The following is a 25,524-nucleotide window of genomic DNA, read 5'->3' on the forward strand; positions in this document are numbered from 1 at the left end:
ACAGCTTTTTTTGTGCCATTTTTTAGTTAAGTTGAGATGAAGATATGAGTAGTAGTTGGATAGTATATGCCATTGGTTTTTTAGCCCAGCTTTTATTTTCTGCAAGATTAATAATGCAGTGGATAAAATCAGAGAAAAACAAAAAAATTGAAACACCAACGCTATTTTGGAAGCTGAGCCTGCAGGGTGCTGTTTTACTTTTTATCTACGGGTATCTTCGAGACGATATGGCTATTATGCTAGGACAATTCCTGGTGTATGGCGGTTATTTTAGAAACCTTCAGTTACAGGGTAAATGGGGAGAATCTGGCATAATGTTCAAGGTTTATGTCATTGTTTTGCCAATTCTAATCGCATTATATATCGGCTTATTTGGGCAGTTAGACTGGGAAGATCTTATTAAAGGCGACAATATTTCTATATGGCTTATTGCTCTTGGAATTGTGGGGCAACTTATTTATACTGCGCGTTTTATTTATCAATGGATTCATGCCGAAAGAAACCAGGAGTCAGATTTACCGCTTAAATTCTGGATTATAAGCCTCGTGGGATCAATTCTTATTTTTACTTACGGCATTTTTCGGGATGACCCGGTTTTAATTGCCGCCCACTTTTTTGGGGGAATTGTTTATATCAGGAATTTATTTATAATACGGAAGTCTGGTGAGTAATTTCGGTTTAAAAATTTCTATTAGGAAGATTCCTATAACAAGAATATATTCAACCGCAATTAACCAGTAATTTTCCTGGAATTCGTTAATGGTATAAGCCGAATAACTTAGCATTACCAAAAACGACCATACCAGTGCAAACCTGAATTTGGTAAAAACCGAAAGCAAAAGTGGGGTGGCAATATACCAGGGATGTACGGTTGTTGAAAGAAAAAAGTAAACCGAGACTCCCAGAAGCATAGTATGAATTAGCTTTTCGGTTGAATTATTTCTTCTGAAAACGGCCAGTCCTGCTAGAATTAAAATTACAATTAAGGGTAAGATCTTACCAGCGGTTGCAATAATATTATAGCCTTTTAGCTGAAATCCAATCCATCTAATTATATAATAAATACCAGCGTTAAACTCGAATTTCTGAAACCATAGCGCAATACTTGCTGAAAAATTGGAGATAAATTCCGAAGAAAGAAAAGGTAGAAAACTAATTAAAATGGTGGTTCCCGCAATTAAATAATATATCAATAACTGCTGAAAATTTAGCTCCCTAATTTGTCTTATTTTGTTTCTAATCAATGCATTGTCAGGTAGGTTTTTAAAGTTTCTTTTCTTTAAGAAATAACTCCATAAAAGCGGCAAAAACAATAGCGGAAGCAATTTTATCGAAACTGAAATCCCCAATAAAATTGCGCTCCAAATCCATTTTTTCTGATGTAATAAATAAATAGACCAGGTTAAGAAGAAAAGCATCACGCTTTCAAAATGAAGATTTCCGGTGAGCTCTATAATGATAAACGGATTTAAAATAAACCAAAAGATCTGGTGGGCAGGTAGCTTTAATTTTTGCAATAATTTTCTTCCAAAATATAGCGTCCCCAGGTCGGCCAGGATCATAAAAAATCGCATCGCAATCACGGAACCCAAAATACTTTTACCGCCTAAAAATGTTGAAATCGCAAACAGTAATTGATTTATCGGTGGATAGCTGGTGAAGTTGCCGGCACTCAAACTGCCCATTCCTTCTATTAAATTCTGTTGCATTAGCGAGAGCGTAGGCGAGAAGTCATTAGGAACGGACAAAAAAGGATTCATTCCTTCCAGAATTAAAGTTCCATCCCAGATAAAGCGGTAAAAATCTTGGGAAAGATTTGGCGTGGCTGCAATAAAAACGAACCGGAATAAAACTGCGGTTCCGGCTAACAACCAGAAATTATTCTTTTCTAACTGAATAAGTTTCAAACTGATAAAAAACAAGCCGGTATAAAGACTGATTAGCTTTATAAAATCAGCGCGGTTTAGATCGTAAGCGAAAGACAAATGAAATGCAATTCCTGTTAAGATTAGGAGAATGGAAAACTTATGATTTTTAAGGAAATCCAGCACAGCATATTATTATTAAAAATTAGTTGTCATTGCGAGGGACGAAGCAATCTGTATTTGTAGTAATAATGAAGAGATTACTTCACTTCGTTCGTAATGACGCAAGGACGGCTTGTGATTCATCCTACTATATTCTAACCGATCTAAAAACCACAAATCCAAAGCCTATAAACAGCATCAGGTGGAAAATGGCCAGGCTAAAGTCGTTCAGCATAAAAGCACTATAGAGTCCGAAACCAAAATATAGCCATAAAGCAAATTCAACCCCAATGCTTAAAGAGAATTTCTGCTGAATATAAATATTCTTTTTCCAGGAATCGTTTAGCGAACTAACATTGAATTTTGGAGTTCTAATAAAAGCCGATTTTTTCCCCAGGTGTCCTTCCAAAACCGCCAGAGAATTATGAACCGAAAATCCCATCGCTACCGAAAAAAATGTAAAAAACATTCCTATAAACTTCAAAAAGCTTTTAAAACTCTTCCCGTGAATCTTCGCATAAGCCGCGTAATAACATAGAAAGAAAATAAGCGTACTTACTAAAAAGAAAGCTACCAAATTAAAATACCAGCCAAACTGCGGATTGTTGTTTTTAATAAATAATACCGGAATACTTAAAACCGCCAGGACTAGGATGATTAAAAACATACTGGAATTTAGAAGATGAAAGAATGCGTGAAACTTAGTGCTAAAGGGAACCGATTTGTCTTTTAGTAACTTCTTGAAGTTCTTTTTAAAATTCTCTGCAGCGCCTTTATTCCAGCGAAATTGTTGCGAACGCGCCGCGCTTATTGCCACCGGCAATTCGGCGGGAGTTTCGACATCTTCCAGGTATTTGAATTTCCAGTTTTTAAGTTGTGCGCGGTAGCTTAGATCAAGGTCTTCGGTTAAAGTGTCTCCGCTCCAGTTTCCTGCGTCTAAAATGCATTCTTTTCTCCATATTCCTGCCGTTCCGTTAAAGTTGATAAAATGCCTTCCAAAATTGCGACCCGTTTGTTCCAGGATAAAATGAAAATCAAGCGCAAATGCCTGAATTTTTGTGAGCAAGGAATAGTCCCGATTAATATGTCCCCACCGAGTTTGCACCACCCCAATTTCAGGATCTTTGAAATAGGGCACGGTTTGTAACAACCAGTCTTTTTTCGGCATAAAATCGGAATCAAAAATGGCGATAAACTCTCCTTTAGCGATTTTTAAACCTTCTTTTAAAGCACCGGCTTTAAAACCGCTTCGGTCTTTTCGGGTAATATGCTGGATGTCGAGTCCGGTTTTTTGAAGTTGATCTACCAGGGTTTTAATTTTCTCAATAGATTCATCGGTAGAATCGTCTAAAACCTGGATTTCTAATTTTTCACGAGGATAATCAATTTTTGCAATATTTTTCAGCAGGCGTTCCACGACATAAAGTTCGTTGTAGAGTGGGAGTTGAATAGTAATGAAAGGTGTTTCCGCAGGATTTTTTAGATCAAATTTTTCCGAAGCATCTACCCGTTTTTTGGCTTTCAGGTAGTTCAACAATAATTGCAGCTGCGAGATACTGTAGAAGAAAATAAGCAGCAGCGCAAGCGTGTATATAATGATAATGGCTAAATCCATTACTTAAAACTGTATTTAAAGATCCAACCCAGGATTTTTACTCCTGCAAAGATAGCACCTTTCACGGTGCCGGAAACCTTGGAAGTGCCAATCCTGTTTTTGTAATGTACGGGGACTTCAGTGTAAGAAAATCCTTTTTTTAAGGCTTTTAATTGCATCTCTACCGTCCAGCCGTAAGTTTTGTCCTGCATTCCAAGTTCAAGCAACTTATCGTATTTAATTGCTCTAAAAGGACCAAGATCTGTAAAGTGGGCATTAAAAAATAGCTTCATTAGTGAAGTGGCTAACCAGTTTCCAAATATTTGCGGAAAAGTCATAGAATCCTTTTCTCGCCATCTTTTTACTCGGGAGCCAATAACCAGGTCTTTGTTTTCTTCAATAATTGGTGCGATAATTTTAGTTAATTCGGCCGGGAAATCGCTGTAATCGCCGTCAAGGAAAACAATAATATCGGGTTTGTTTTCTTGTTTAGAAATATAATCCATTCCCTTTAAACAGGCATAACCATAACCTTTTCGCTTTTCCTGAAGTACTGTGGCACCGGCGTTTTTAGCATTTTCTTCGGTGGCATCGGTAGAATTATTGCTTACCACAATTATTTCCTGTACAATTTCGGGAATTTCTGAAATGACTTTAGCTATGGACTCTTCTTCGTTATAAGCCGGAATAATAACCTTAATCCCTCCAGAGGGTTTTATATCACGAAAATTCTTTTTATTGGCAGAATATTTTTCTGAGTCATTGGTCGGAGTTTTCCTCTCAGATTCCTGATTTTTTTTCGGCATTTACTTCGATTTCTGGTTTACTAAATCCATTAGATCTAGATCATTTCCCAACAGCACTTCTTCCGAATTTATGCGTCCGTCCATATCGTCATTTTCAAGTTTTAAAACGCCTCTTGGGCAAACTGCAGAACAAATTCCGCAGCCTACGCAACTGGAGCGCACAATATTTTCACCTTTTTGAGCATAAGCGCGAACATCAATTCCCATTTCACAATAGGTAGAGCAATTTCCGCAGGAAATACACTGGCCGCCGTTGGTTGTAATTCTAAATCTAGAAAAAAGTCGCTGTTGCATTCCTAAGATCGCTGCCATTGGGCAACCGTAACGGCACCAAACACGGCTTCCAAAAATTGGGTAAAAGCCTACGCCGATTACACCCGAAAATGCAGCGCCAATCAAAAAGCCGTACCATTCCCTAAGTTGATAACCGGCAAAAAAGAAAATATTCCCATTTCCGCTAAAATAATTAATCCCAATAATTGCTAAAATCACTACCAAATAACCAATAGCACCATATTTAGCATCTTTCGCTAATTCTTTGCGTTTAAAGATCATAATTACGGCAAAAAGTAAAGTGAGAAATCCGGCCGAACCCCAAAGGAAAACATCTTTGGTAAGCCAGAAATCATTGGCGCTGTCGCCCAAAAATGAGTATAAAACCGCGATGGTCATTACGGTAACAAAAACCAAAACGCTATGAATCACCCAGCGTTCAATTTTCCACGCATATTGAGATTTATTCGAAAGATGACGATATGGATCGCCGGCGGTTTCTGCGAGTCCGCCACAGCCGCAAACCCAGCTGCAATACCAACGTTTACCGTATTTGTATGTTAAAATTGGGGTGATTACAAAAATGGAAATCAAACCAAAAGCTAGCATAATTACTCCAACATTACCTGCCGAAAGGAATTCGTTGATCTTATAATCGGTAAACAAATCGTAATTAAGCGGCCAAATATTGGCGGGATTATAGTAAGGTTGATTTAGGCGAATTAAAATTTCGGGAAGTAGAAACGCGAAACCCAACTGAAAGAACATCACCGAAAAAGTGCGAATTACCTCGTAGCGATTATTGCGATATTTGAGAATAAATTTATAGCCGAAAATAAGGATTGCCAGCGTGTAAAGCGTACCGTAAACAAACCATTGACTGGCAGGATTTCCGCTAATGAATTGGCTTAACGGATCGAAAAGTGAGATGATCCCGGTATTTTCGCCATCGGCATTCAAACCTAAATATTGCGGATACCAATATAATACCACGTAAAAAAGCGTAAGGCTAATGCCCAGGATCCAGGCCCAAAAACCGCGGCCACTAAGTGATTTAAACCAAACTCCGTCGTTTTTTATTCCTTCGTGTTTACCCAAATACAGGTCGTTTGCAAAAATTATGGTACCAGCTGCGATAAGCCCCAGGGATAAACTTAGGAATAAAGTTTTATTGGGAAAATTCACGTTCGCAACTGCAAGCACTAAGATAAAAAGGCCAACCAAACCAATACCGCTGGCCAGTCTTTGCGTGGTAGAAAGTTTTGCCGGTGCTTCTGCCGTAAGAGACATGTTATGTTCTATTTTGCTCATGCTTTTTGTAGATTCTCTTTAAAACTTTTAAAAATGTCTTTTTCGTAACGAGTGTAAAATTCAGGATCAAAATTGGCTTGTTTTAGATTAGCCAAAACGTGATCTATTTTCCTGTTTTCGTTAAGCCATTGATCAAAAACTGAATGGCGCATCCTAATTCCGAAGGTGTTAATTCCAAGAAATTTATTGGAATTCGCATCAAAAGCTATGGTAATAGCTTTGGTATTATCTTTATGCTGCCAGTGAAAATGCATTTCGTTATCGCCCGGCTTTGCTGAAACATTGCCGTAAGTTTGATATTCAATATCGAAGAATTTAGCCGAATTAAACCAGTTTCCGGGTTTGTATTTCATAGCATTTCCGGTTAAAGTTTGCGCTAGTGTTTCACCCATCATACGGCCGGCGTACCAGACTGCTTCAATGGGTTTACGATGAGATAAAGGCTGCTTTAATTGCACACAATCGCCAATAGCGTATACATCTTTGATATTGGTTTGTAAGAATTCATCTACCAGAATTCCTTTATCTGTTTCCAAAGCCGAATTTTTAAGAAAATCTATATTTGGTCTAACTCCGGTGCAAAGTCCCACTAATTGGCATTCAATTTCTTCTCCGGAATTTGTGATTATAGATTTAACTCTTCCGCTTTCATCTCCAATTATTTTATCCAGTTCTGTTTTCTCTCTAAGATCTACGCCGTGGGATTTGATATGTTTAGAGATCATTTGGGCATCCTGAATTGGTAATACATTATGCCAAAAAGCTTCTTCCCGAATCAGGAAAGTGACTTCAATATTTCGGGTTTTGAGCATTTCGGCAAGTTCCACGCCAATAAGTCCGCCGCCAATAATTACTGCTCTTTTACAGTTTTTGGTGTTTTCTTCCAGTAGTTCTAGATCCTGCTTAGAAACCAATCCCTGAACCCCTTTTAGATCCTGACCTTCCCAGCCAAATTTGTTATAAACCGAACCCGTTGCCAAAACCAACTTATCGTAGTTCATTGTTTCTTCTGTAGAAAAATGCAATGTTTTTTCTTCAAAATCTATGGTATCAACCCAGGCTTTTTTTAATTCAATTCTATTTTTCTCCCAAAACCAGTCTTCATAAGGTTTTAGGTGATTCCATTTCATATGGCCCATATACACATACATCAATGCGGTGCGGGAAAAGAAATAATCGCTTTCCGCAGAAATTACGGCAATTTTTGCGTCGGAATTCTTCCTGATATGCCGCGCACAGGTAATTCCTGCAATTCCATTTCCTATAATAACAATGTGTTCCATATGTGCTCGATAATCGAGATTTAAAAGCTCCAGGGCTTGCTTCGAAATTAAAATATTATTTTCTAAATATCCTTTTGAATTTGTTCAGAGATAGTTCGCTTAAACAGATTTTACTACTTCCTTAAAAAGCTTAATCATATTTGGTTCTGCTTTTTCGGCCATTGCGATAATTTCGTCAATATTTACCGGTTTCAGGTTATCGGGATCACCTTCATCGGTAATTACTGAAATAGCCGAAACCGGTAATTTTAAATGGTTGGCCACGATAATTTCGGGAACGGTACTCATTCCAACAGCATCTGCTCCCAAAACCTGTAACATTCTATATTCGGCACGGGTTTCTAATTGCGGACCTAAAAGTGCCGCGTAAACTCCTTTGTGTAGTGTGATTTTTTCTTCTTTAGCGATAGTTTCAAATGCTTTATTCATTTCAGCATCGTAAGGCGCGCTCATATCCACAAAACGTTCGCCCATTTGTGAAACTCCTTTAAAGGCTAAAGGAGAATCTCCCAGCAAATTAATATGATCTTCAATTAGCATAAGTTCACCTTTTTTGAACTTCAAATTTACCGAGCCGGAAGCATTGGAAACAAGTAGTTTTTTAATACCAAGCTGGTGCATAATGCGCACAGGAAAAGTTACATCTTGCATCGTATAGCCTTCATACATATGGAAACGCCCCTGCATGACCATCACCTTTTTTCCTTCCAGTTCTCCAAAAATTAATTTCCCTTTATGGAATTCTACCGTTGCGGTTGGAAAATGCGGAATATGATTGTAACTAACCTCAATTTCTATTTTTATCTCGTCCAGGAGCTGACCTAAACCGGTCCCCAGGATTATTCCAATTTCAGGGTTTTCGAATCCTTTTTCTTTCAGGTATTTAGTAGTTTCCTGTATTTCTTTAATCATTTTTTAATTTTTGAAAAATTGCTGAAAATCTTTATGATCTTTAATATCCGAATAATAATCTACATCGTTCCTGGCTTCAAGCAAACCAATATTTTTTCCTTTTAAGTTTTTTAAAGTATCCTCTAAAACTGATGAGGTTCCCCACTTTTTATTCTCGAATACTTCTGGAAGCAATTGATTCATTCCCAATAAATAATAGCCGCCATCTGTAGCGGGGCCAATTACCGCATGTTTTTCCTGAAGTAATTGAAAAGCTTTTTCCAGATCTTCCCGCTGTAAATCGTAAAGATCGCTGCCAATAATTATAATATTTTGGTAGCCATTTTTAAAGCCTTCTTCAAAGGCGTTTTTCATTCTTTCTCCAAGGCCTTCTCCCTGCTGAAGTTTTTTAGTAAAAATCTCTGTTTCCCAAATATCGTTTTGGGCAATTCCTTCAGAATAATATACTTCTTTGCTAACAGCAAGATTTTTAGTAACCGAAACTGTATGTTCCAGCAAGAAATTATAAATTTTAAAAGCAGTTATATCACCAACATCTGTGGCAAGCCTGGTTTTTACTTTTCCCGGTTCTGGATTCCTGGTAAAGATAATTAATAAAGCTTCGGTAGGTTTAAGGCTCAAAGTTTAAAATTTAAGAAGTGAAAATTATGCAACTGTTCCCTGGCAGCTACTTCCTGCGCCTGCAGTACAGCCGTAACAATGTTGTGAAATTCTTATTTCCCGGTTATTGAGCAAATCTTCGTTGTAATCACTAATGTGCTGCACTTTGCTGTCTACTTTTAATTCTAACATTTGATTAAAATCACAGTCGTATAACCAGCCATCCCAACTCACCGAAATGGTATTGGTACACATCACGCTTTCTACCGCGGCGGGATTGTATGCCTCTACAAGCGCATACATATAATCTTCATAATTCTCTGAAGCGATTAAAAATTCCAGAAACCTGCTTATGGGTAGGTTAGTAATGGCAAAAAGATTATCAAAATCTATATTAAAATCTTCTTTAAGTGCGGTTTTAAAATCCTGTTCCAGTGCTTGTTGATTGGTAGGTAGAAAGGCCCCTGATGGATTATATACCAGATCCAATTTTAGTTCTGTTTCTGGCTGTGCGTAGCCCACAGCGTTAAGCATTTGTAGGGCTTTGATAGATTTATCAAAAACACCAGTTCCGCGCTGTTTATCTGTTTTTTCCTTTTTATAAAAGGGAAGTGAGGAAACTACGTGAACATTATATTTTTTGAAGAATTCTGGTAAGTCATGATATTTTTTGTTCGCCAGAATGATTGTAAGATTAGACCGAACAATAAAATCTTTAATCCCTGCTTTTGAAGCTTCTTCTACAAACCATCTAAAATTCGGGTTCATTTCCGGAGCACCACCGGTGAGATCTAAGGTATGGGCTTTAGTGGTTTTAATAACCTCCAGGCACTGCTGCATGGTTTCTTTGGTCATAATTTCCTTGCGATCGGGACCAGCGTCTACGTGACAATGCGAACAAACCTGGTTGCACATATAACCTAAATTAAGCTGAAGGATTTCCAGTTTTTTAGGTTTTAACGGGTAATTACCGGTTTTGGCAATTTTATCTTTAAAAAAGGGAAGTTCTCCTTCTTTAAAAATTCCGTTGCTTAAAAAGGAAAGCTGATTCTCGGGTTTTGAAAGATCGTCTTTTCTAGCCGATAAGGATTTGAGTAAAGCCATGTAAAAATTACATTTTATGCTAATTTGAAGAAAATGATTTTTGTATTAAATATTTCAGAAGAAAATTTACATACTCAATTTATCATATTTGTTCATCATCTGTACCCCGTGTACAAGGGTAGCTCCACTTTCTATGGCTGCGCCCGCATGTACTGCTTCCATCATTTCTTCTTTGGTGATTCCTCTTTGCAAGCCGTCTTTAGTATAGGCATCAATGCAATATGGGCATTTTACCACGTGCGAAACCGCAAGAGCGATAAGCGACTTTTCTCTAGCAGAAAGTGCTCCTTCTTCAAAAACTTTTCCGTAGTAATCAAAAAATTTATTTCCTAATTCTTCACTCCATTCGGTAATTTCGCCGAATTTTCTTAAATCATCTGGATTATAGTAAGTCTTAGACATTTTGTGACAAGTTTGATTTATACAATTTTTGTCTAAAATATCCATTAAAACTTACTTACCCAATGAATGTTTGCTTTAATAAGGGAAGTTTTGAAATTTGAGAATTTAAAAGGTAGTTGGCAGCTACTTCTTTCTTAGTGTTTTAATTATTTTTTTTACAAAAAATGTGGAAACAATAATTATTGCCAAAGCTTCAAGGCCCAAAAGAAGAAAAATAATATCCATAGTATTCGATATATTTGGTACCTAACCAGGGTAGGAGAGGGCGCGATTAATAATATGTAAATATCTGATTGTTAATTTGTTTTGCTTGCCGTTTTTAAGATAAAAGTTACGGTTTATGACGTGAAATCGGGCGCAATTGCGTATTTTGAGCTTGCAATTAAGCAAAGTGTTTAACGCAAAAGCTCTAAATATTAACTTAAAACCGATTTGTTAATGGCTTTTACTGCTATTTGCGAAGGATATTCTAACTTTACAGAAATTCAACGAGTGTTAAAACACTTCGTTTGTATTTAAAATAAAACTAATATTAAGTTTTAAAATTCGAAATAAAGGGGCTTCCCCACGTTTAGTTTATGAGGATAAATGTAAAAACTTTACCAGTAGATGAAATTATTCAGGATATTTCTGAAAACCTTAATGCACCAGTTCAAAATGGAAGTGGAGAATACACCATAGAATTGCCACAAGAAGTGGGCGAAGGCTATATTAGGGGAATTAGTTTTGACTCTGGAATGGGCTTCATTTCTTACAACTGCAAGTTTTATGAAGATGTAGAAATTCATTTTGCCTTAAACACGGTGCATCCCTTAAAGTTTATTTTTTGCTCAGCGGGATCAATTGGTCATTCTTTCCAGGATGCTGAGAAAGTAAATGAAATAAAAGCTTATCAAAATATAATTGTATCCAGTAGCGGGTATAATGGGCACGTACTGTATTTTAAAGCCAACGAGGCAACTCACATTTCCAGCCTTGAAATTATTAGATCTGTTTTTGCCCATAGGCGTAACTACGATTTTAAAGATCTTGAACCCACACTAAAAGGATTGTTTCAGGATGCGGTGGCCGAAAAGCAGTTTTTCTACCAGGGCAACTATAGTATAAAAGCTGCCGATATTATGAATGAGATTAATACTAAGGAATTCACCGGTTTCTTACGTTCTCTTTATTTGGAAGGTAAAACATTTCAAATGCTCGTTATTCAAATTGCCCAGTATGAAGATGACGAAGATGGCGATAAGCTTCCGCAGATACTAAGACAGTCTGACATTGAAAAGGTAGATTATGTGGTAAAACGCATTCAGGGTGATTTAGGAAGTAATCTAACAGTAGAAGCCCTGGCAAAAGAGGCGGGAACAAACGTAAATAAACTGCAGGAAGGTTTTAAATATGTTTACGATCTTACGGTAAATAAATATATGCAGCATAAAAAGCTGGAAGCCGCCAAAGAAATGCTAATGACTTCAGAAAAGAATATTTCTGAAATTGTAACCGCGATTGGTTTAAATAACAGGAGTTATTTCTCGAAGATCTTCAAAGAAAAATATGGAGTAAATCCTAAATACTTTTTGAAAACAAGAAAGAAGGAAGTTGATTAATTTTAAAGAAGCACTCCTTTACTGTTATTAGTGGCAGCTTAACTTCTAAACATTGTACTCTTCAGAAAAAAAATGTACAAGATTTAGAAGTTTTTTCATTTAAAGGTGGGATTTAATTCCGGGCATTTTTAGTCATACATTAATCTGAATGCTTAAAGCTAATAATAGAAATTAAAATTCTCAGAAAAGTTATTAAACCTGCCAGAGAAATACTCAAGACATTCTGTTAAGCCTTTATTTCCAAATATTACGTTCTTCCTTAGGCAAACAACCTTATATTTTTCAACTAGTTCTTTCAAGATTTTAATATTACCTGCTCTTTTCTGAAAGCAGGTTTCTTCATTATACCCTCAAAACAAGGTTTTATATTCCTGAATTCACCATCAATTCATTCTTTTAACAGGGTTTCCTGCTAATTTACTTCATAATACTTTCTTAATTTTTTTAAGAGATTAATTTGACTTACTGTTGATAATTAATTAAAAAAATTAGTTAAGTTAATTTACTTCTTGTTATTTTAGCTTAAACAATTAGGATTATGATAGTCATTTTAACTATATGGGTGGGTTTTTTTGGGTAACTTCCTTAATTAAAATGGTTAAGTTGATTATTGTTTAACTAATTTTTATAATTTAAATGCGCTAATGAGCGTGAAATTCTAACTAAAACTAATTACACATGGGTAAAAAATTATTATTCCTGCTTGGATTAATGTTTTTTTCATTTAATCAAAACTTAATTGCGCAGGAGAAAACAGTAACCGGAACAGTAACAGATTCTGAAAATGGAATGCCCTTACCGGGAGTTACTGTACTGGAGAAGGGGACCAGTAATGGGACTTCTACAGATTTTGACGGGAATTATTCACTGGAGGTACCAGAAGATGCTACTTTAGTTTTTTCTATGGTAGGTTTTATGTCTCAGGAGATTTCAGTAAGTGGGCAAAATTTAATCAACTTAGAATTATCTCCCGATACCGAGGCACTGGATGAGGTAGTGGTGACTTCTCTTGGTTTAACCAGGGAGAAAAAATCACTGGGTTATGCCGTGACCGAGTTAGACTCGGAAGAAGTAAATACAGTAAAAGATTATAATGTTGCCAGCTCACTTGTAGGAAAAGTGGCAGGTTTAGTGGTTAACCAGGCCAGCGGAGTAGGCTCTGGATCACGTATTACCATAAGGGGTAATAATACGTTAACAGGTAATAATCAGGCGCTGGTAGTGGTAGACGGAATTCCTATTGATGCTTCAGGAAATGAGTCTGGTGGGAGCATCTACAATAGTACCGTAACAGGGGGAGGAATTACCGATATTAATCCTTCTGATATTGAATCTATTTCGGTATTAAAAGGTCCAAACGCTGCGGCACTGTATGGATCAAGAGCAGCAAGTGGTGTAGTTTTGATTACTACAAAGAAAGGAACGAGAGGCTCTGGTTTAGGTATTTCACTAAACTCTAACATTTCAGTAGAAGAAACCATGTTTCTTCCAGATTTTCAAAATGAATATGGGCAGGGTACTAATGGTGCTGTTTATTCAGATTTAGATAATTTTGGATCTAATTCCTGGGGGCCTAGATTAGATGGCTCTCAACAATTGTACTACACCGGTGAAAAACGAGCTTACAATGCACAACCAGATAATGTTGAGAATTTCTTTGAAAATGGAATTAAGAGCATTAATACTATTGCAATGGATCAGGGTGGGGAAAACCATAGTGTAAGGTTTTCTTATACTAATAACCAAACTACTTCAGTTATTCCAAATTCTGAACTGCACAGCCATAACCTAAATTTAAGAGGGGTAATTGATCTTTCCGATAAACTAACTCTAGATAGTAAAGCAACTTATTTTACTCAAGAACTTGAGAACAGAGTAAACGTTGGTACAGAAGGTGTTTTAGCATATGTATATAGCATGCCAAGAAATGTTGCTATAGATGATCTTAAAAGGTATAAGCCTTCTTTATGGAGTAACCCTGGGATGTTTCCAGACGAGTATGGAGCAATAAGTTATGCAGGGCAAAATAAAAGTATTGGTAATCCATATTGGATGTTAAATCAAGATACGAACGACGAGCGCAGGGATCGTTTTCTAGGTTTTTCTAAACTAAATTATGAGTTTACCGATTGGCTTTCAGCCTTTATAAGAGTTGGGGGAGATGTTACCAATGTAAGGTCAGAATATATCCAGGACTATGGACATCATTTCTTTTATGACGGTCGTCTAAACTTTTCTAATCGTAAAAACGTAGAAATTAATAGCGACTTTTTAATAACTGCAAATAAAGACCTTACCGAAACATTAAACCTGGTTGCTAACGTTGGGGGTAGTTTATCTAAACGTACTTTTGAGGGAATGAGTGTTAGTGGAAATCAGTTTAGATTGCCATCCCGGTCATTTTTAAATAACACCAACGTACAAACCAGTACACATACTCCTTTAGGAGTTAAAAAAATAAATTCATTATACGGGTCTTTTAGTTTCTCTTATGATGATTTTATGTATTTGGACCTAACAGCCAGAAACGACTGGTCGTCTACCTTAAGTGAAGATAACCGTTCTTTCTTTTATCCTTCGGTAAGTTATTCGCTTTTGGTAAACCGTTTTATAGATCCAGACAGGGACTTTCTTGATATGCTTAAATTAAGAGCGAGCTGGGCAGAAGTAGGTAATGATACTGATGTTTATCAATTATACCAAACCTTTAGTGTTCCGCAACAGGGGTATTTAGGCTTAACAGTTTTAGAAGGACCAAGTGTAAAACTAAATCCAGATCTAAGACCAGAAAGCGTAAAGTCTACTGAATTTGGGGTAGAATTTAATATGTTTAAAAATCGTTTCTATGGAGATTTTTCCATCTATGAGATCATTACAAATGATATGATTTTTAATGTTCCCGTGCCTTTTGCAACAGGTTTTAGTTTCTTTAAAGAAAATGTTGGAGAAGTAAAAAACAACGGATTTGAAATTATGCTTGGAGGAGTACCTATCCAGAATGAGAACTTTAGATGGGATATTTCAGCAAATATGTCAAGAAATAAAAATGAACTGGTAGAGCTAATTGATGGTTTAGATTATACCGTGTTAAACTCATTAGGAGACTTGTCTATAAGAGCAGAAGTTGGTGGTGGAATCGGTGATATTTATGGAACAACCTGGAAAACTAACGAAAACGGTGAAAGAGTAGTAAATGCCGAAGGTTTTCCTGTAGCGTCTAATGAAAGAGTGAAGCTGGGGAATGCACAACCAGACTTTATTGGTGGTTTAACAAACAACTTTACGTATAAGAACTGGAATTTGAGATTTCTTGTAGACGGTAGATTTGGAGGCGAAATTTACTCTGCTACTTCCTCCTATCTCGATGCAGCAGGTGTGTCTGAAAGAAGTTTAGAATTTAGAGATGGAGGTGTAACTATAGATGCTATTAATGAAGGTACAGGGGCGCCAAATGATATCCAGATTTCAGCACAACAATACTGGAGCAATTATTCGGGTATCACATCAAACTATGTATACGATCAAACCAATGTGAGATTAAGAGAATTTGCCTTAACTTATAGGTTGCCAGGAGAGTCTATAGATAATATAGGTTTAACTTCTGCTTCGGTTGGTTTAATTGGTAGAAATTTATTTTTCATCTACAAAGCCGCTGATGATATTGATCCTGATGCTTCAATTGGTACAGGGCTTTCCGGACAGGGAATTTCCCTTAACAATGCACCAACTATTCGTAGTCTTGGTTTAAACATTAATATTAAATTTTAATAAAATATAATTATGAAAGGAATTTTAAAGACAATTAGCGCAACTCTGTTGTTGGTTTTTGTACTTGCAGGATGTTCCGATTTTGAGGAGATCAATACAAGACCTGATGCGTTTGGATCTGATGAAGTAAGTGCTAAATACTTTCTTACAGGCATTCAGATAGAACTTTATGCACCCAATCGTTTTCCTTATTGGAGAGCACAGTTAATACATGCTGATAGGTATGCTGGCCAATTTACCTTTGGATTTAATGGAGCATGGTGGACCGGTGCACTCGCTTATGATTATAATTCTGCCTATACCGATGCTGCTTATGATTGGATTGCTGGTTATGTGAGTAATTTAAGTGTTTATCAGAATTTTGTGAAAGAAGGTGGTGATCTGGAAAACCAAAACTTCTACGCTATTGGGTTAGTAATGAAAGGTCTTTACTATCAAATGTATACAGATACCTTTGGAATGGTACCTTATTCTGAAGCTTTAGATCCAGATATTATTACTCCCAAATTAGATAGTCAATCTGAAATTTATCGTGGCGTAATAGCAGAGTTAGATGAGGCCATGGCGATTATTGGAGATCAAACAGAAACTGGAGAGGGAATTGAACTTCTCGCAGAAAACGATTTGTTTTTTAATGGAGATCTTCAACAATGGAAAAAGTTGGCAAACACTTTAAAACTTAGAATGGCGTTAAGAGCACAGGGTGCACCAGGAGCAGATTTTGCTGGAACAGCTATTTCTGAAGCACTCCAGGCACCGCTGCTAAGTAGTGAAATGGATAATGCGCTTATGGAAAAAGATACTGAGATAGATCAGTTTGGAAATGCTGCTTACGGAGATGTATGGCATAATTTTGCGGGAATTGGTTCTCATTGGAATGTAAGCAAAACTTTAATTGACTATTTACGGGAGAATAATGATCCTAGATTATCAAGATATGCCAAACCAATAATTGGAGGCGAATTTACATTCACAAAACCGGCAGAAGGTTCAGGATCTTCTCTTTTTGATAAACATGTTGATTTCGTATTAGGGGAGTTAGATAATGCGGGGGTTCCTTATACTAGAAATGGATCGGGAGATGAATTTACCATTTCAGTTCCTCAAGATCAGGATTATTATGTAGGGCAACCATCAAGGTTGAATCCTGAAATTTTTCCACACGTTAAAAACGATTTGTTTTCTGAACCGGCAGATTGGATTATTAACCCAAAAAACCAGGGACTTGAAATATTTCCGGAAATTGTGTTCACTGCAGCCGAAGGAAATTTTTTACAAGCGGAAGCTATTATAAAAGGACTTGGTACTGGTGATGCGCAAGAATTATATCAGGAAGGGATAAGACAGGCGATGAAAATTTGGAGAGTAGAGGAGAGTGAGATCGAGACCTTTATTGCGAATGAAGAAATGGCTCAATTAAACGGAACCGATGAAGAAAACTTAGAGAAAATCGCTATCCAAAGATGGATTGTTTCTTATACCGATGGTTTTGAAGCATGGGCAGTTGTAAGAGATACAGGCTATCCATCTGAATTAGCGAGTGGAGTGTCAGATTTTGATATCTACGCGGCTGGGACCCTTAATGGGAAATATCCTCAACGAATGAGATATGGAAACCAGGAATACAATACTAACGGAGCAAATGTTGAAGCGGCCATACAGGAACAGGGACCAGATGAACAGGGAACTGAATTATGGTGGGCACAGAATTAGCCTGAATTTAATTGAATGAAAAAGGGGGAAATTATTTCCCCCTTTTTTATGCAAAAACTTCTGGGATCTCGTTCACTTTAAAACCCCAGATGCTTGGTAAAAAGAAATACACCAAAATACTTATTAAAAGAATAGAAAACAGGTTCATCCATAATCCGGTTTTTATCATGTCTGGAATATTTAAATAACCCGAACCAAAGACTACCGCGTTTGGAGGAGTTGCTACCGGCAACATAAAAGCGCAGGATGCGGCCAGTGTAGCGCTTATTAATAATAAATAGGGGTGAAGTCCCATTGCCAAAGCCATAGGCGCTAAAATTGGAAGTAGCATTGCCGTAGTAGCCAGGTTAGAGGTTACTTCGGTTAGAAAATTAACGGCAGCGACAAGAATTAATATTAATAGAAATAAGGGCAGGTTTTGTAGATAAGTGAGTTGTTCACCTATCCAAACGGCTAAACCTGTTTCACTAAAACCTTTTGCCAGTGCCATTCCGCCGCCAAAAAGTAAAATAATTCCCCACGGAATTTTCACCGCTTCTTCCCAGTTTAATAAAGGTTTTGTTTCTTTTCCCGATGGAACAATAAAGAGTGCGATTGCCGCAACAATAGCTATTATAGTATCATCTATAAAGGGTAAAAAAGGCTGAATTAAAAATGATCTTGTGATCCAAAAAAAAGCGGTGCAACCGAAGATAACCAGCACCCTTTTTTCCTGCTTGCTTATTTTTCCTAAAGACTTCAGTAGTTTGTTAATTTCGGCTTTTCCACCGGGGAATTCAGCTTTATCAAATTTAAAAGCAAAACTGGTTAAGTATTTCCAGCAGATAAACAACAGGAAAACCGAGATAGGAATCCCTAACATTGCCCATTTTAAAAAACTGATCTCTATTCCGTATAACTCTTCAACAATTCCAGCAAAAACCAGGTTTGGTGGTGTTCCTATTAGCGTTCCAATTCCACCAATAGAGGCGCTGTAGGCAATAGCTAGCATTAATGCTTTACCAAAGATTAAAGGTTCATTTTCGTTGCTAAAAGGATTGTTTTTTAACTGACTTATTATTGCGGTGCCAATTGGAAGCATCATAACTGAAGTTGCGGTATTGGAGATCCACATAGAAAGAAATGCTGTGGCTATCATAAAGCCGAGGATTATAAATTTTATTTTGCTTCCAATAAGGTTGATGATGTTAAGGGCAATTCTTCGGTGTAGATCCCATTTTTCTATAGCTACCGCGAGAACAAATCCGCCCAGGTATAAAAACACGTATTTATGCCCAAAAGCAGCGGTGGTGGCTTCAATATCTAAAGCGCCGGTTAAGGGGAACATAACAATGGGCAATAAAGCGGTGACCGAAATTGGGATTACCTCGGTAACCCACCAGAGCGCCATCCAAATGGTAATACAAAGGATATCAAAAGCTGCCGGCGGCATAGATTGCGGTGCCCCAATGATTTGAAGGATAAAAAATAATAATGGCCCCGCTATTAAAATTAGCGCTCTTATAAATTTATTCATTAGATAAGGTTCTCAAGGAGCTACCAAGATATTAAATTTAATAAAGCCCGATAATTCTTTAAATATAGAAACAACTTTTTTTTTAGTTTAACTACTATTTATTTAGTTAAAATTTTCATTAGGATAAATATATTCTTAATATTGAAGAATTATTCATCATTTCAATCTAATTATTAATATATCATCACTAATGCAGACCTTCCTTTTGATTATTTTCAGCCTGATTTTTTCTTCCACTTTTGCACAAAACAAAGAGATAGAAGATCAATTTAAATACAAAGCTACTTACGACCTTACCTGGCAAATAGATTCAACAGATGTTGAGTCTATCCAGAATGAAACTATGGTATTGTTTATTGGTAATAAGGTTTCGCGATTTTCCAGCGAGGGTCAATACATTGCAGATTCTATAAAAGAGGCGTATAAAGATCGCGAACGAACCTAACAAAGTTTTAATGAAATGAGATCCAAAATGCCAATGTCGGCATTAAACTTTTATATTTTTAAGAAGCAGAACTCAGCAGAGGTTTCTTTTACTGAAAAAATTGTCAAAGATAATTACCGGTATAAACAGGAAATTGATGATTTGAATTGGGAAATTTTGCCCGAGACCAAAGAAGTGGCCGGTTTTCTGGCACAAAAGGCAAAAGCAAGTTTTTCAGGAAGGGATTATACCGCGTGGTTTACTACCGAAATACCAATTTCAGAAGGGCCATATAAATTTCGTGGCTTACCGGGCTTGATCCTGGAAATTTCAGATAATAAAGATTATTACACCTTTAAACTTACCGGTTTCAAAGAATTAAACGATGAAATTTCGATGGAATTTAATCCAGAAAATTATCTGGAGGTTAGTAGAGAAAAATTCTTGCAGATAAAAGAAGAGTATGCTGAAAATCCCTTTGTAATAATGGAAAGTTCCGGGATTACAATGGGTTTTCAGCCCGGTCAAAAAGAGAAATTATTAAAGGAACATCGCGAGGAATTTAAGAAGAAAAATAACCGCATAGAACTGGAATAACTGAAATTATGAAAAAAGCCTACTTGACATTTCTACTTATATTGTTTACCACAATTTGCAGTGCTCAAAAGCTATCAGATAAGTTTGAGTACAAAGTGACCTATAAACTTACTTATAAATTGGATTCTACCAATCTTGATGAATCCAAATCTGAATATATGCTCCTGTTTGCCGGAGACGAACTTTCAAAATTTTCCAGTCGGGCAAAAACTCTGGCCAATCCTATTGTTAGAAATGGAAATACTGGACATACTTCCCGGGAAGCGGTTACAGATTTTCAATATGTTATTTTGAAGCATAGGAGTGAAAATGAGCTGTTTTTCACGAGGACTATTGAGCGTGACCAGTTTTACTATACCCAGGAAATGAATCAATTTGAATGGGAAATTCTACCGGAGAAAAAGAAAATTAAAGATTTTGAAGTTCAGAAAGCTAAAACTTCTTTTGCAGGAAGAGATTATATAGCCTGGTTTACGTCCGAAATTCCAATTTCAGATGGACCTTATAAGTTTAGTGGTTTGCCGGGTTTAATTTTGGAGCTGGAAGACACCCAGCAGCATTATGTATTTGAATTTTTCGGTCTTGAAAAACTCAGTCCAAAACTTACCTATAAGATAAATCTTAAGCAATATGCTGAAACTAATAAAACTGAATTATGTAAAGTCTGGAAGCGATATATGGAAAACCCAATGGGGTATGCGCCCACTCCCCCTAATGTAACTATCTCTAAAGAAACCAAGAAAAAATATGCTGAATTGTTTAAAGAAAGGTTTGCGAAAATGAATAACCAAATAGAACTACAAAAATGAGAAGTCTTATAATCGCTATGCTTTTCCTTAGTTTAGGGAATTTGCAGGCACAGAATCAATATTCCTATAAAGCTACGTATCAACTCGAATTCCAGGAGGATTCGACAGATGAAAATTCCATAAAATCTGAAACCGGTGTACTTTATTTAAGTGAGGAGCAATCACGATATTCCAGCCTGGGTAAAGCAGTTAAAGATTCTTTAGAAAATATGACAAATCCTGTAGTCATGAGAATGGATGAGTATAATCAAATGACCGATTTTAAATATACTATCTATAAAGATTATCAGGATAACGAACTTACTTTAGCCGAAAAGGTTTTTCAATATGAATTAAAATATAAACAGGATCTAAAACAGATTGAATGGGAAATTCAGCCAGAGAATAAAGAAATTTTAGGCTTTGGCGTTCAGAAAGCCACAGGTAATTTTGCAGGGAGAAATTATATCGCCTGGTTTGCGCCAGAATTACCATTCTCCGATGGGCCTTACAAGTTTAGTGGTTTGCCGGGACTCATTTTAGAGATTTCAGACCTAAAAAATCAGTATCATTTTAGCTTAACGGCATTTCAGGAATTAGCAAATCCGGTAGATAAACTATTGAATTTAGATAATTATAAAACTATTTCTCAGCAAGAACTTGATCAGGTTCGGGACGATTATAATCGAGACCCTATTGGCACCATGCAAAAGGCAGGCATAAAATTCGGTTGGAGCGAAGAAGATGAAGCTAAAACAAGAAAAGAACTAAGCGAAAAATATAAAAAACGAAATAATCCAATCGAGCTGCAGCCATAATAAATCATCATCAATCAAAAAAAAGTAATCCATTGGATCATTTTAGACAGATTTTCCTATTCCTCATATCGATATTTATCATTTCTGTAGGTTACTCTCAAAAAGAAATCTCGGGACAGGTTCTTGACGATCAAGATGAAAAACTTAGTGGGGCAACGGTGATGGTTAGTAAAGATTCTGTTTCCCCGATATTAGCTTATGGTATTTCAGATGCGAATGGAAAATTCAAAATAGCTGTCAAAAATGAGAATGATTCCCTGTTTTTAAAAGTTTCGTACATAGGTTTTGGTACGTTTAAAAAAACGATTCAGAATAAAGCACAGACACTTGAAGTTAAACTTTCGCCTTCTTCAGAATCTTTAAAAGAGGTGCTCGTGAAATCTGAAATTTTGCGCCAACATGGCGATACACTTAGTTTTTCAGTAGCAGCCTTTAAAGGAAAAAATGACCGTGTGATTGCCGATGTTCTAAAAAAAATACCGGGTATCGATATTCGGCCAAACGGACAGATTTTTTATAGAGATGAGCCTATCCAGAAATATTATATCGAAGGTTTAGATTTGTTAGAAGGACGTTATAATCTGGCGAATAATAACCTATCTGCCGAGGCGGTTTCTAAAGTCGAGATCCTGGAAAATCATCAGCCGGTAAAAGTTTTGGATAGTTTGGAATTTTCAGAGCGCGCTTCCATAAATATCAAGCTTAAAAAAGATATTACGTATAGCGGAACGGCCACCGCCGGGATTGGTGCAGCGCCTCTGCTGTGGCAAACAAAGGTAACGCCCATGATTTTCACTAAAAAACGACAGGCGATCTTTACTTATCAAAGTAATAATACCGGTAGTGATGTTTCCCGGGAGATTCGTGATTTTTCGATTAATTTTTTTGGCGATCAGTTTACGATCAATAAAACCGATTGGCTTTCGATTCAGAATATATCAGAGCCGCCTTTTTCTCAGGAGCGTTGGTTGGATAACAATGTGCATTTGGGTTCTGCAAATATTTTACAGCGTATAAAAGAGAATATAGATCTAAAACTGAATATCTCTTATCTAAATGATTACCAGCAACAGGATGGGAGTACGCAAACCCGCTATTTTACACCTACAGATACGATAGATGTGATCGAAAATACCAACAGCGATCTTTATGTGAGTACACTTCAGGGGAAACTAACCTTAGAAAATAATGCAGATAAAAACTACCTGAAAAATCATTTGGAATTTAACGGATTTTGGAATGCTGCACGAGGTGTTATAGATCGTCCTGATACAAAAATAAAACAGCAGCTGGATAATCCTTTCTTCGGAATTAAAAACGATCTGCGTTTGCTTAGGACCGTGGGTAAACAATTAATCACTTTTAATTCGAATACAGGATTTACTGAAAATAATCAGGATCTCATGGTGCAGCCGGGACAATTTGAAGCTATTTTTAATGATGGCCATCCTTATAACGAAATTCAGCAATTGGTATCAGCCAGAAAAATTTATACCGATAATTCTGCCGGATTCACAAAAGCACTGGGGAAATTCACTATCTCCCCAAAATTTGGCTTTTCATTTCAGCATCAGCAGCTAGATAGCGATGTTTTTCTTAATGAGGATGACGAAGTTTTGGATGTGAATTTTAAAAACCGAACCGAGTTTGTACAATCTTCGGTGTATTTTAAAAACGCTTTCAGATTTGAAAGTAAGGATGAAACCTGGAATTTGCGTTTAAGTACACCGCTTGAATTTAAAAGCTTTCACCTTGAAGATGATAATTTTAAGGATAGCAGAAATCTGGATCGTTTGGTTTTTGAACCTAATTTTTATGTAAAAAAGAAAATTTCAGCCTTTTGGGAAGCAAATGCTTCAGCAGGATTGCGTTATAATTTTGGTGAAATTCAGCAATTATATTACGGATTTTTACTGAATGGCTACCGAAATTTAAATCGCTACAATGCACCAATTTCCGAAGAACAAAAACAAAATTATAGCGGAGGCCTACGCTATCGAAATCCGTTAAATCAATTATTTTTAAATGCGTCTTACTCGTATGCGTATTCTGAAAATAACCTATTGTACAGTTCTAATATTGGTGAAAATGGAACAACAATTTTAGAAGCTGTGGCTCGCAATAATAGTTTTGATAATCATAGTTTCAAAGCCGGTGGAAGTAAATACTTTAGGAAACTAAAAACATCGCTTAAACTAAATGCTTCATACAATTTATCAAATCGGCAACAGCTTTTAAATAACACGCTGGCCGAGGTGAATACGAAAAGTTTTAATTTGCGAGGAAGTGTGGAAGCCGATATTTCGAGTTGGCTAATTGCGAATTATTCAGGTAATTTTTCAACTTATACTTCAGGTTTTGAAGGGGACGATTTTCAAAAAATAGAAAACCATCAGCATACTATAGAACTTTATTTTTATCCTAAGGATAATCAATATTTGAGTTTGAGTGGAGAATATTATGGAAATTCCCTTTCTGAAAATGGGGATAATTATTTTGTAAACCTGGGCTATCAGTTTACTTTTGAAAAGCCCAAAATGGACTTGAATTTAAGCTGGCGAAATATTTTGAATACAGATACTTTTATAAATGCATATAACAATCAATATTATTATGTGCAGAGCAGTTATCAATTGCGGCCTTCGCAGGTTTTAGCAACGCTAAAATTTAGTCTTTAGATCTAATTAACACCTGAAACAGGTTTGAGTAAAATCTCTTTATATTTAAATAAATTTCAACTTATGAAAATGCTGGAAATCAAAACAGCTTTACAAATAGCTAAACCAAAAGCTGAGGTTTATCAGGCTATAATAGATCCTGAGCACATGAAAAATTATTTTATTGCTGAAAGTTCAGGGATGATGGAAGAGGCAAAAACAATTAGCTGGAAATTTCCGGAATTTGAAGAATATGCACCGGTAACTGTTCTAAAACTACTTCCTGGTGAATTCGTTTCTTTTGAATGGGAAGGTGCAAAAGATAAAAACCTGTTGGTTGAAATTAGCCTTACCGAAGTTTCTAAAACCAGTACGCTGGTTAAAATAACAGAAGGAAAAATGGAAGCGGATGAGATGGGCATCCAATGGTTTGGCGGAAATACCGAAGGTTGGGCGAATTTCCTTGCTTGTTTAAAGGCTTATTTGGAATATGGGATCAATCTTAGAAAAGGAGGCTTTGATTTTATGAAGAAAAGCTAATATAACGTAATGACTTATATAAGAGAAGCCTGCGTTGAAACCCTGGAACAAGCTTTTGTTGCTGAAGAAAATGGCGCAGATCGCATCGAGCTCTGCGCAGATTTAGATGTAGAAGGTTTAACGCCCTCCAGGGAATTGATCCTTTCGGCTAAATCTCATTTAAATATTCCGGTGCGCGTTATGATTAGACCCCGGGCTGGTGATTTCGTGTATAATAATGCTGAAATTAAGCAGATGGCCAGTGATATAGCCTTTTGTAAAGAAGCCGGTGTAGATGGCGTGGTATTAGGAATTTTAAAAGAAGATAAAACAATAAATATTGATGCCGTTGAAAAACTAGCGGAAATAGGAAAACCTATGAAATTTGTCTTTCATAAAGCCATTGATGAAACCCCGGCTATTTTAGAATCTGTGAAATCTTTAAGAGACTCAGGTGTTGTAAATGGTATTCTTACTTCAGGAGGAAAAAATACCGCGGCTGAAGGTGTCCTTCAAATTAAAAAAATAATAGCTCTGGCCGGTGATATGGAAGTGATTTGCGCGGGAAAAATCACTTCAGAAAACCTGGAAGAATTACACCGGGAAATCAATGCTAAAGCGTATCACGGGAAAAGAATTGTTCGGAGATTGCAATAATTATTCTTCTGAATGAAATTAATAAATAGGACTATCTCATAAACTGTGTAAATAGAAAAATAACAGGGGTCGCGACCCCTGTTATTTTTTTGTCTAATTTTAAATTTTACACAGTATGAAAAAAGAGGATTTATTTAACGATGAATTTTTGAAG

Annotated in this window: 21 protein-coding genes; 11 read left to right on the forward strand and 10 right to left on the reverse strand. The window is 36.5% G+C overall.

Annotation, left to right across the window (positions count from 1 at the left end; translation table 11 throughout):
- Window positions 1-44 precede the first annotated feature (44 nt).
- Entirely contained in the window at window positions 45-671 is a 627-nt protein-coding gene (locus J0871_RS06095; RefSeq protein ID WP_075325712.1) for a lipid-A-disaccharide synthase N-terminal domain-containing protein, read from the forward strand.
- Here J0871_RS06095 and mptB read toward each other — a convergent pair.
- The 9 genes from mptB to J0871_RS06140 all read right to left on the reverse strand — a co-directional run bounded on the left by mptB (window position 642) and on the right by J0871_RS06140 (window position 10,312).
- Complete coding sequence (gene mptB / locus J0871_RS06100) at window positions 642-2,051, reverse strand: polyprenol phosphomannose-dependent alpha 1,6 mannosyltransferase MptB (protein WP_208224251.1); 1,410 nt, start codon at window positions 2,049-2,051, stop codon at window positions 642-644. The two genes, J0871_RS06095 and mptB, sit on opposite strands and share 30 nt — an antisense overlap.
- A 124-nt stretch (window positions 2,052-2,175) precedes the next feature.
- On the reverse strand, window positions 2,176-3,642 hold the full coding sequence (locus J0871_RS06105; RefSeq protein ID WP_208224252.1) for a cellulose synthase family protein: 1,467 nt from the start codon (window positions 3,640-3,642) through the stop codon (window positions 2,176-2,178).
- Window positions 3,642-4,340, reverse strand: coding sequence for a glycosyltransferase family 2 protein (locus J0871_RS06110; RefSeq protein WP_346014332.1), 699 nt, complete (start codon window positions 4,338-4,340; stop codon window positions 3,642-3,644). The genes J0871_RS06105 and J0871_RS06110 overlap by 1 nt, the downstream gene beginning before the upstream one ends.
- Before the next feature lie 87 nt (window positions 4,341-4,427).
- The gene (locus J0871_RS06115) at window positions 4,428-6,011 is read right to left on the reverse strand and encodes a 4Fe-4S dicluster domain-containing protein (RefSeq protein ID WP_208224254.1); all 1,584 of its coding nucleotides are present in this window, start codon (window positions 6,009-6,011) and stop codon (window positions 4,428-4,430) included.
- The gene (locus J0871_RS06120; protein WP_208224255.1) at window positions 6,008-7,294 is read right to left on the reverse strand and encodes an NAD(P)/FAD-dependent oxidoreductase; all 1,287 of its coding nucleotides are present in this window, start codon (window positions 7,292-7,294) and stop codon (window positions 6,008-6,010) included. The genes J0871_RS06115 and J0871_RS06120 overlap by 4 nt, the downstream gene beginning before the upstream one ends.
- A 99-nt stretch (window positions 7,295-7,393) precedes the next feature.
- Entirely contained in the window at window positions 7,394-8,206 is an 813-nt protein-coding gene (locus tag J0871_RS06125) for a purine-nucleoside phosphorylase (protein WP_208224257.1), read from the reverse strand.
- Window positions 8,207-8,209: 3 nt separating this feature from the next.
- Window positions 8,210-8,827 carry a TIGR04282 family arsenosugar biosynthesis glycosyltransferase gene (locus tag J0871_RS06130; RefSeq protein WP_208224259.1) on the reverse strand — a complete coding sequence of 206 codons (618 nt, stop codon included), beginning with the start codon at window positions 8,825-8,827 and terminating at the stop codon, window positions 8,210-8,212.
- 24 nt (window positions 8,828-8,851) lie between these two features.
- Entirely contained in the window at window positions 8,852-9,910 is a 1,059-nt protein-coding gene (gene arsS / locus J0871_RS06135; RefSeq protein WP_208224261.1) for an arsenosugar biosynthesis radical SAM (seleno)protein ArsS, read from the reverse strand.
- 66 nt (window positions 9,911-9,976) lie between these two features.
- Window positions 9,977-10,312 (reverse strand): arsenosugar biosynthesis-associated peroxidase-like protein, encoded by a 336-nt coding sequence (locus tag J0871_RS06140; RefSeq protein ID WP_075325720.1) that lies wholly within the window; start codon window positions 10,310-10,312, stop codon window positions 9,977-9,979.
- 578 nt (window positions 10,313-10,890) lie between these two features.
- On the opposite strand from J0871_RS06140, the gene J0871_RS06145 reads away from it, so the two are divergent.
- From J0871_RS06145 to J0871_RS06155, 3 genes are all read left to right on the forward strand, one after another.
- Window positions 10,891-11,913 (forward strand): AraC family transcriptional regulator, encoded by a 1,023-nt coding sequence (locus tag J0871_RS06145; RefSeq protein WP_208224263.1) that lies wholly within the window; start codon window positions 10,891-10,893, stop codon window positions 11,911-11,913.
- A 678-nt stretch (window positions 11,914-12,591) separates the two neighbouring features.
- Window positions 12,592-15,681 carry a SusC/RagA family TonB-linked outer membrane protein gene (locus J0871_RS06150; RefSeq protein ID WP_208224265.1) on the forward strand — a complete coding sequence of 1,030 codons (3,090 nt, stop codon included), beginning with the start codon at window positions 12,592-12,594 and terminating at the stop codon, window positions 15,679-15,681.
- A gap of 12 nt (window positions 15,682-15,693) precedes the next feature.
- A complete protein-coding gene (locus J0871_RS06155) occupies window positions 15,694-17,394 on the forward strand; it encodes a SusD/RagB family nutrient-binding outer membrane lipoprotein (RefSeq protein ID WP_208224267.1) in 1,701 nt (566 codons plus the stop codon).
- Between the two features lie 46 nt (window positions 17,395-17,440).
- Here the strand turns inward: J0871_RS06155 and J0871_RS06160 are convergent, their stop codons facing one another.
- A complete protein-coding gene (locus tag J0871_RS06160) occupies window positions 17,441-18,910 on the reverse strand; it encodes an SLC13 family permease (RefSeq protein WP_208224269.1) in 1,470 nt (489 codons plus the stop codon).
- A 190-nt stretch (window positions 18,911-19,100) separates the two neighbouring features.
- Here J0871_RS06160 and J0871_RS17275 point away from each other — a divergent pair, with 190 nt between their 5' ends.
- The 7 genes from J0871_RS17275 to J0871_RS06190 all read left to right on the forward strand — a co-directional run bounded on the left by J0871_RS17275 (window position 19,101) and on the right by J0871_RS06190 (window position 25,370).
- Complete coding sequence (locus J0871_RS17275) at window positions 19,101-19,355, forward strand: hypothetical protein (protein WP_243870404.1); 255 nt, start codon at window positions 19,101-19,103, stop codon at window positions 19,353-19,355.
- 15 nt (window positions 19,356-19,370) lie between these two features.
- On the forward strand, window positions 19,371-19,931 hold the full coding sequence (locus J0871_RS06165; protein ID WP_243870405.1) for a GLPGLI family protein: 561 nt from the start codon (window positions 19,371-19,373) through the stop codon (window positions 19,929-19,931).
- An 8-nt stretch (window positions 19,932-19,939) separates the two neighbouring features.
- Entirely contained in the window at window positions 19,940-20,740 is an 801-nt protein-coding gene (locus J0871_RS06170; protein WP_208224271.1) for a GLPGLI family protein, read from the forward strand.
- Window positions 20,737-21,537, forward strand: coding sequence for a GLPGLI family protein (locus J0871_RS06175; protein ID WP_243870406.1), 801 nt, complete (start codon window positions 20,737-20,739; stop codon window positions 21,535-21,537). The genes J0871_RS06170 and J0871_RS06175 overlap by 4 nt, the downstream gene beginning before the upstream one ends.
- Window positions 21,538-21,569: 32 nt before the next feature.
- Window positions 21,570-24,215, forward strand: coding sequence for a carboxypeptidase-like regulatory domain-containing protein (locus tag J0871_RS06180; RefSeq protein ID WP_243870407.1), 2,646 nt, complete (start codon window positions 21,570-21,572; stop codon window positions 24,213-24,215).
- Window positions 24,216-24,284: 69 nt separating this feature from the next.
- Window positions 24,285-24,734: an SRPBCC domain-containing protein gene (locus J0871_RS06185; protein WP_243870408.1), complete on the forward strand. Its 450-nt coding sequence runs from the start codon at window positions 24,285-24,287 to the stop codon at window positions 24,732-24,734.
- A gap of 9 nt (window positions 24,735-24,743) precedes the next feature.
- A complete protein-coding gene (locus J0871_RS06190) occupies window positions 24,744-25,370 on the forward strand; it encodes a copper homeostasis protein CutC (protein WP_208224273.1) in 627 nt (208 codons plus the stop codon).
- Window positions 25,371-25,524: the final 154 nt, after the last annotated feature.

Origin of the sequence: Salegentibacter sp. BDJ18 (genome assembly GCF_017579965.1) — a bacterium.
In the GTDB taxonomy this organism is placed as follows: Bacteria; Bacteroidota; Bacteroidia; order Flavobacteriales; family Flavobacteriaceae; genus Salegentibacter.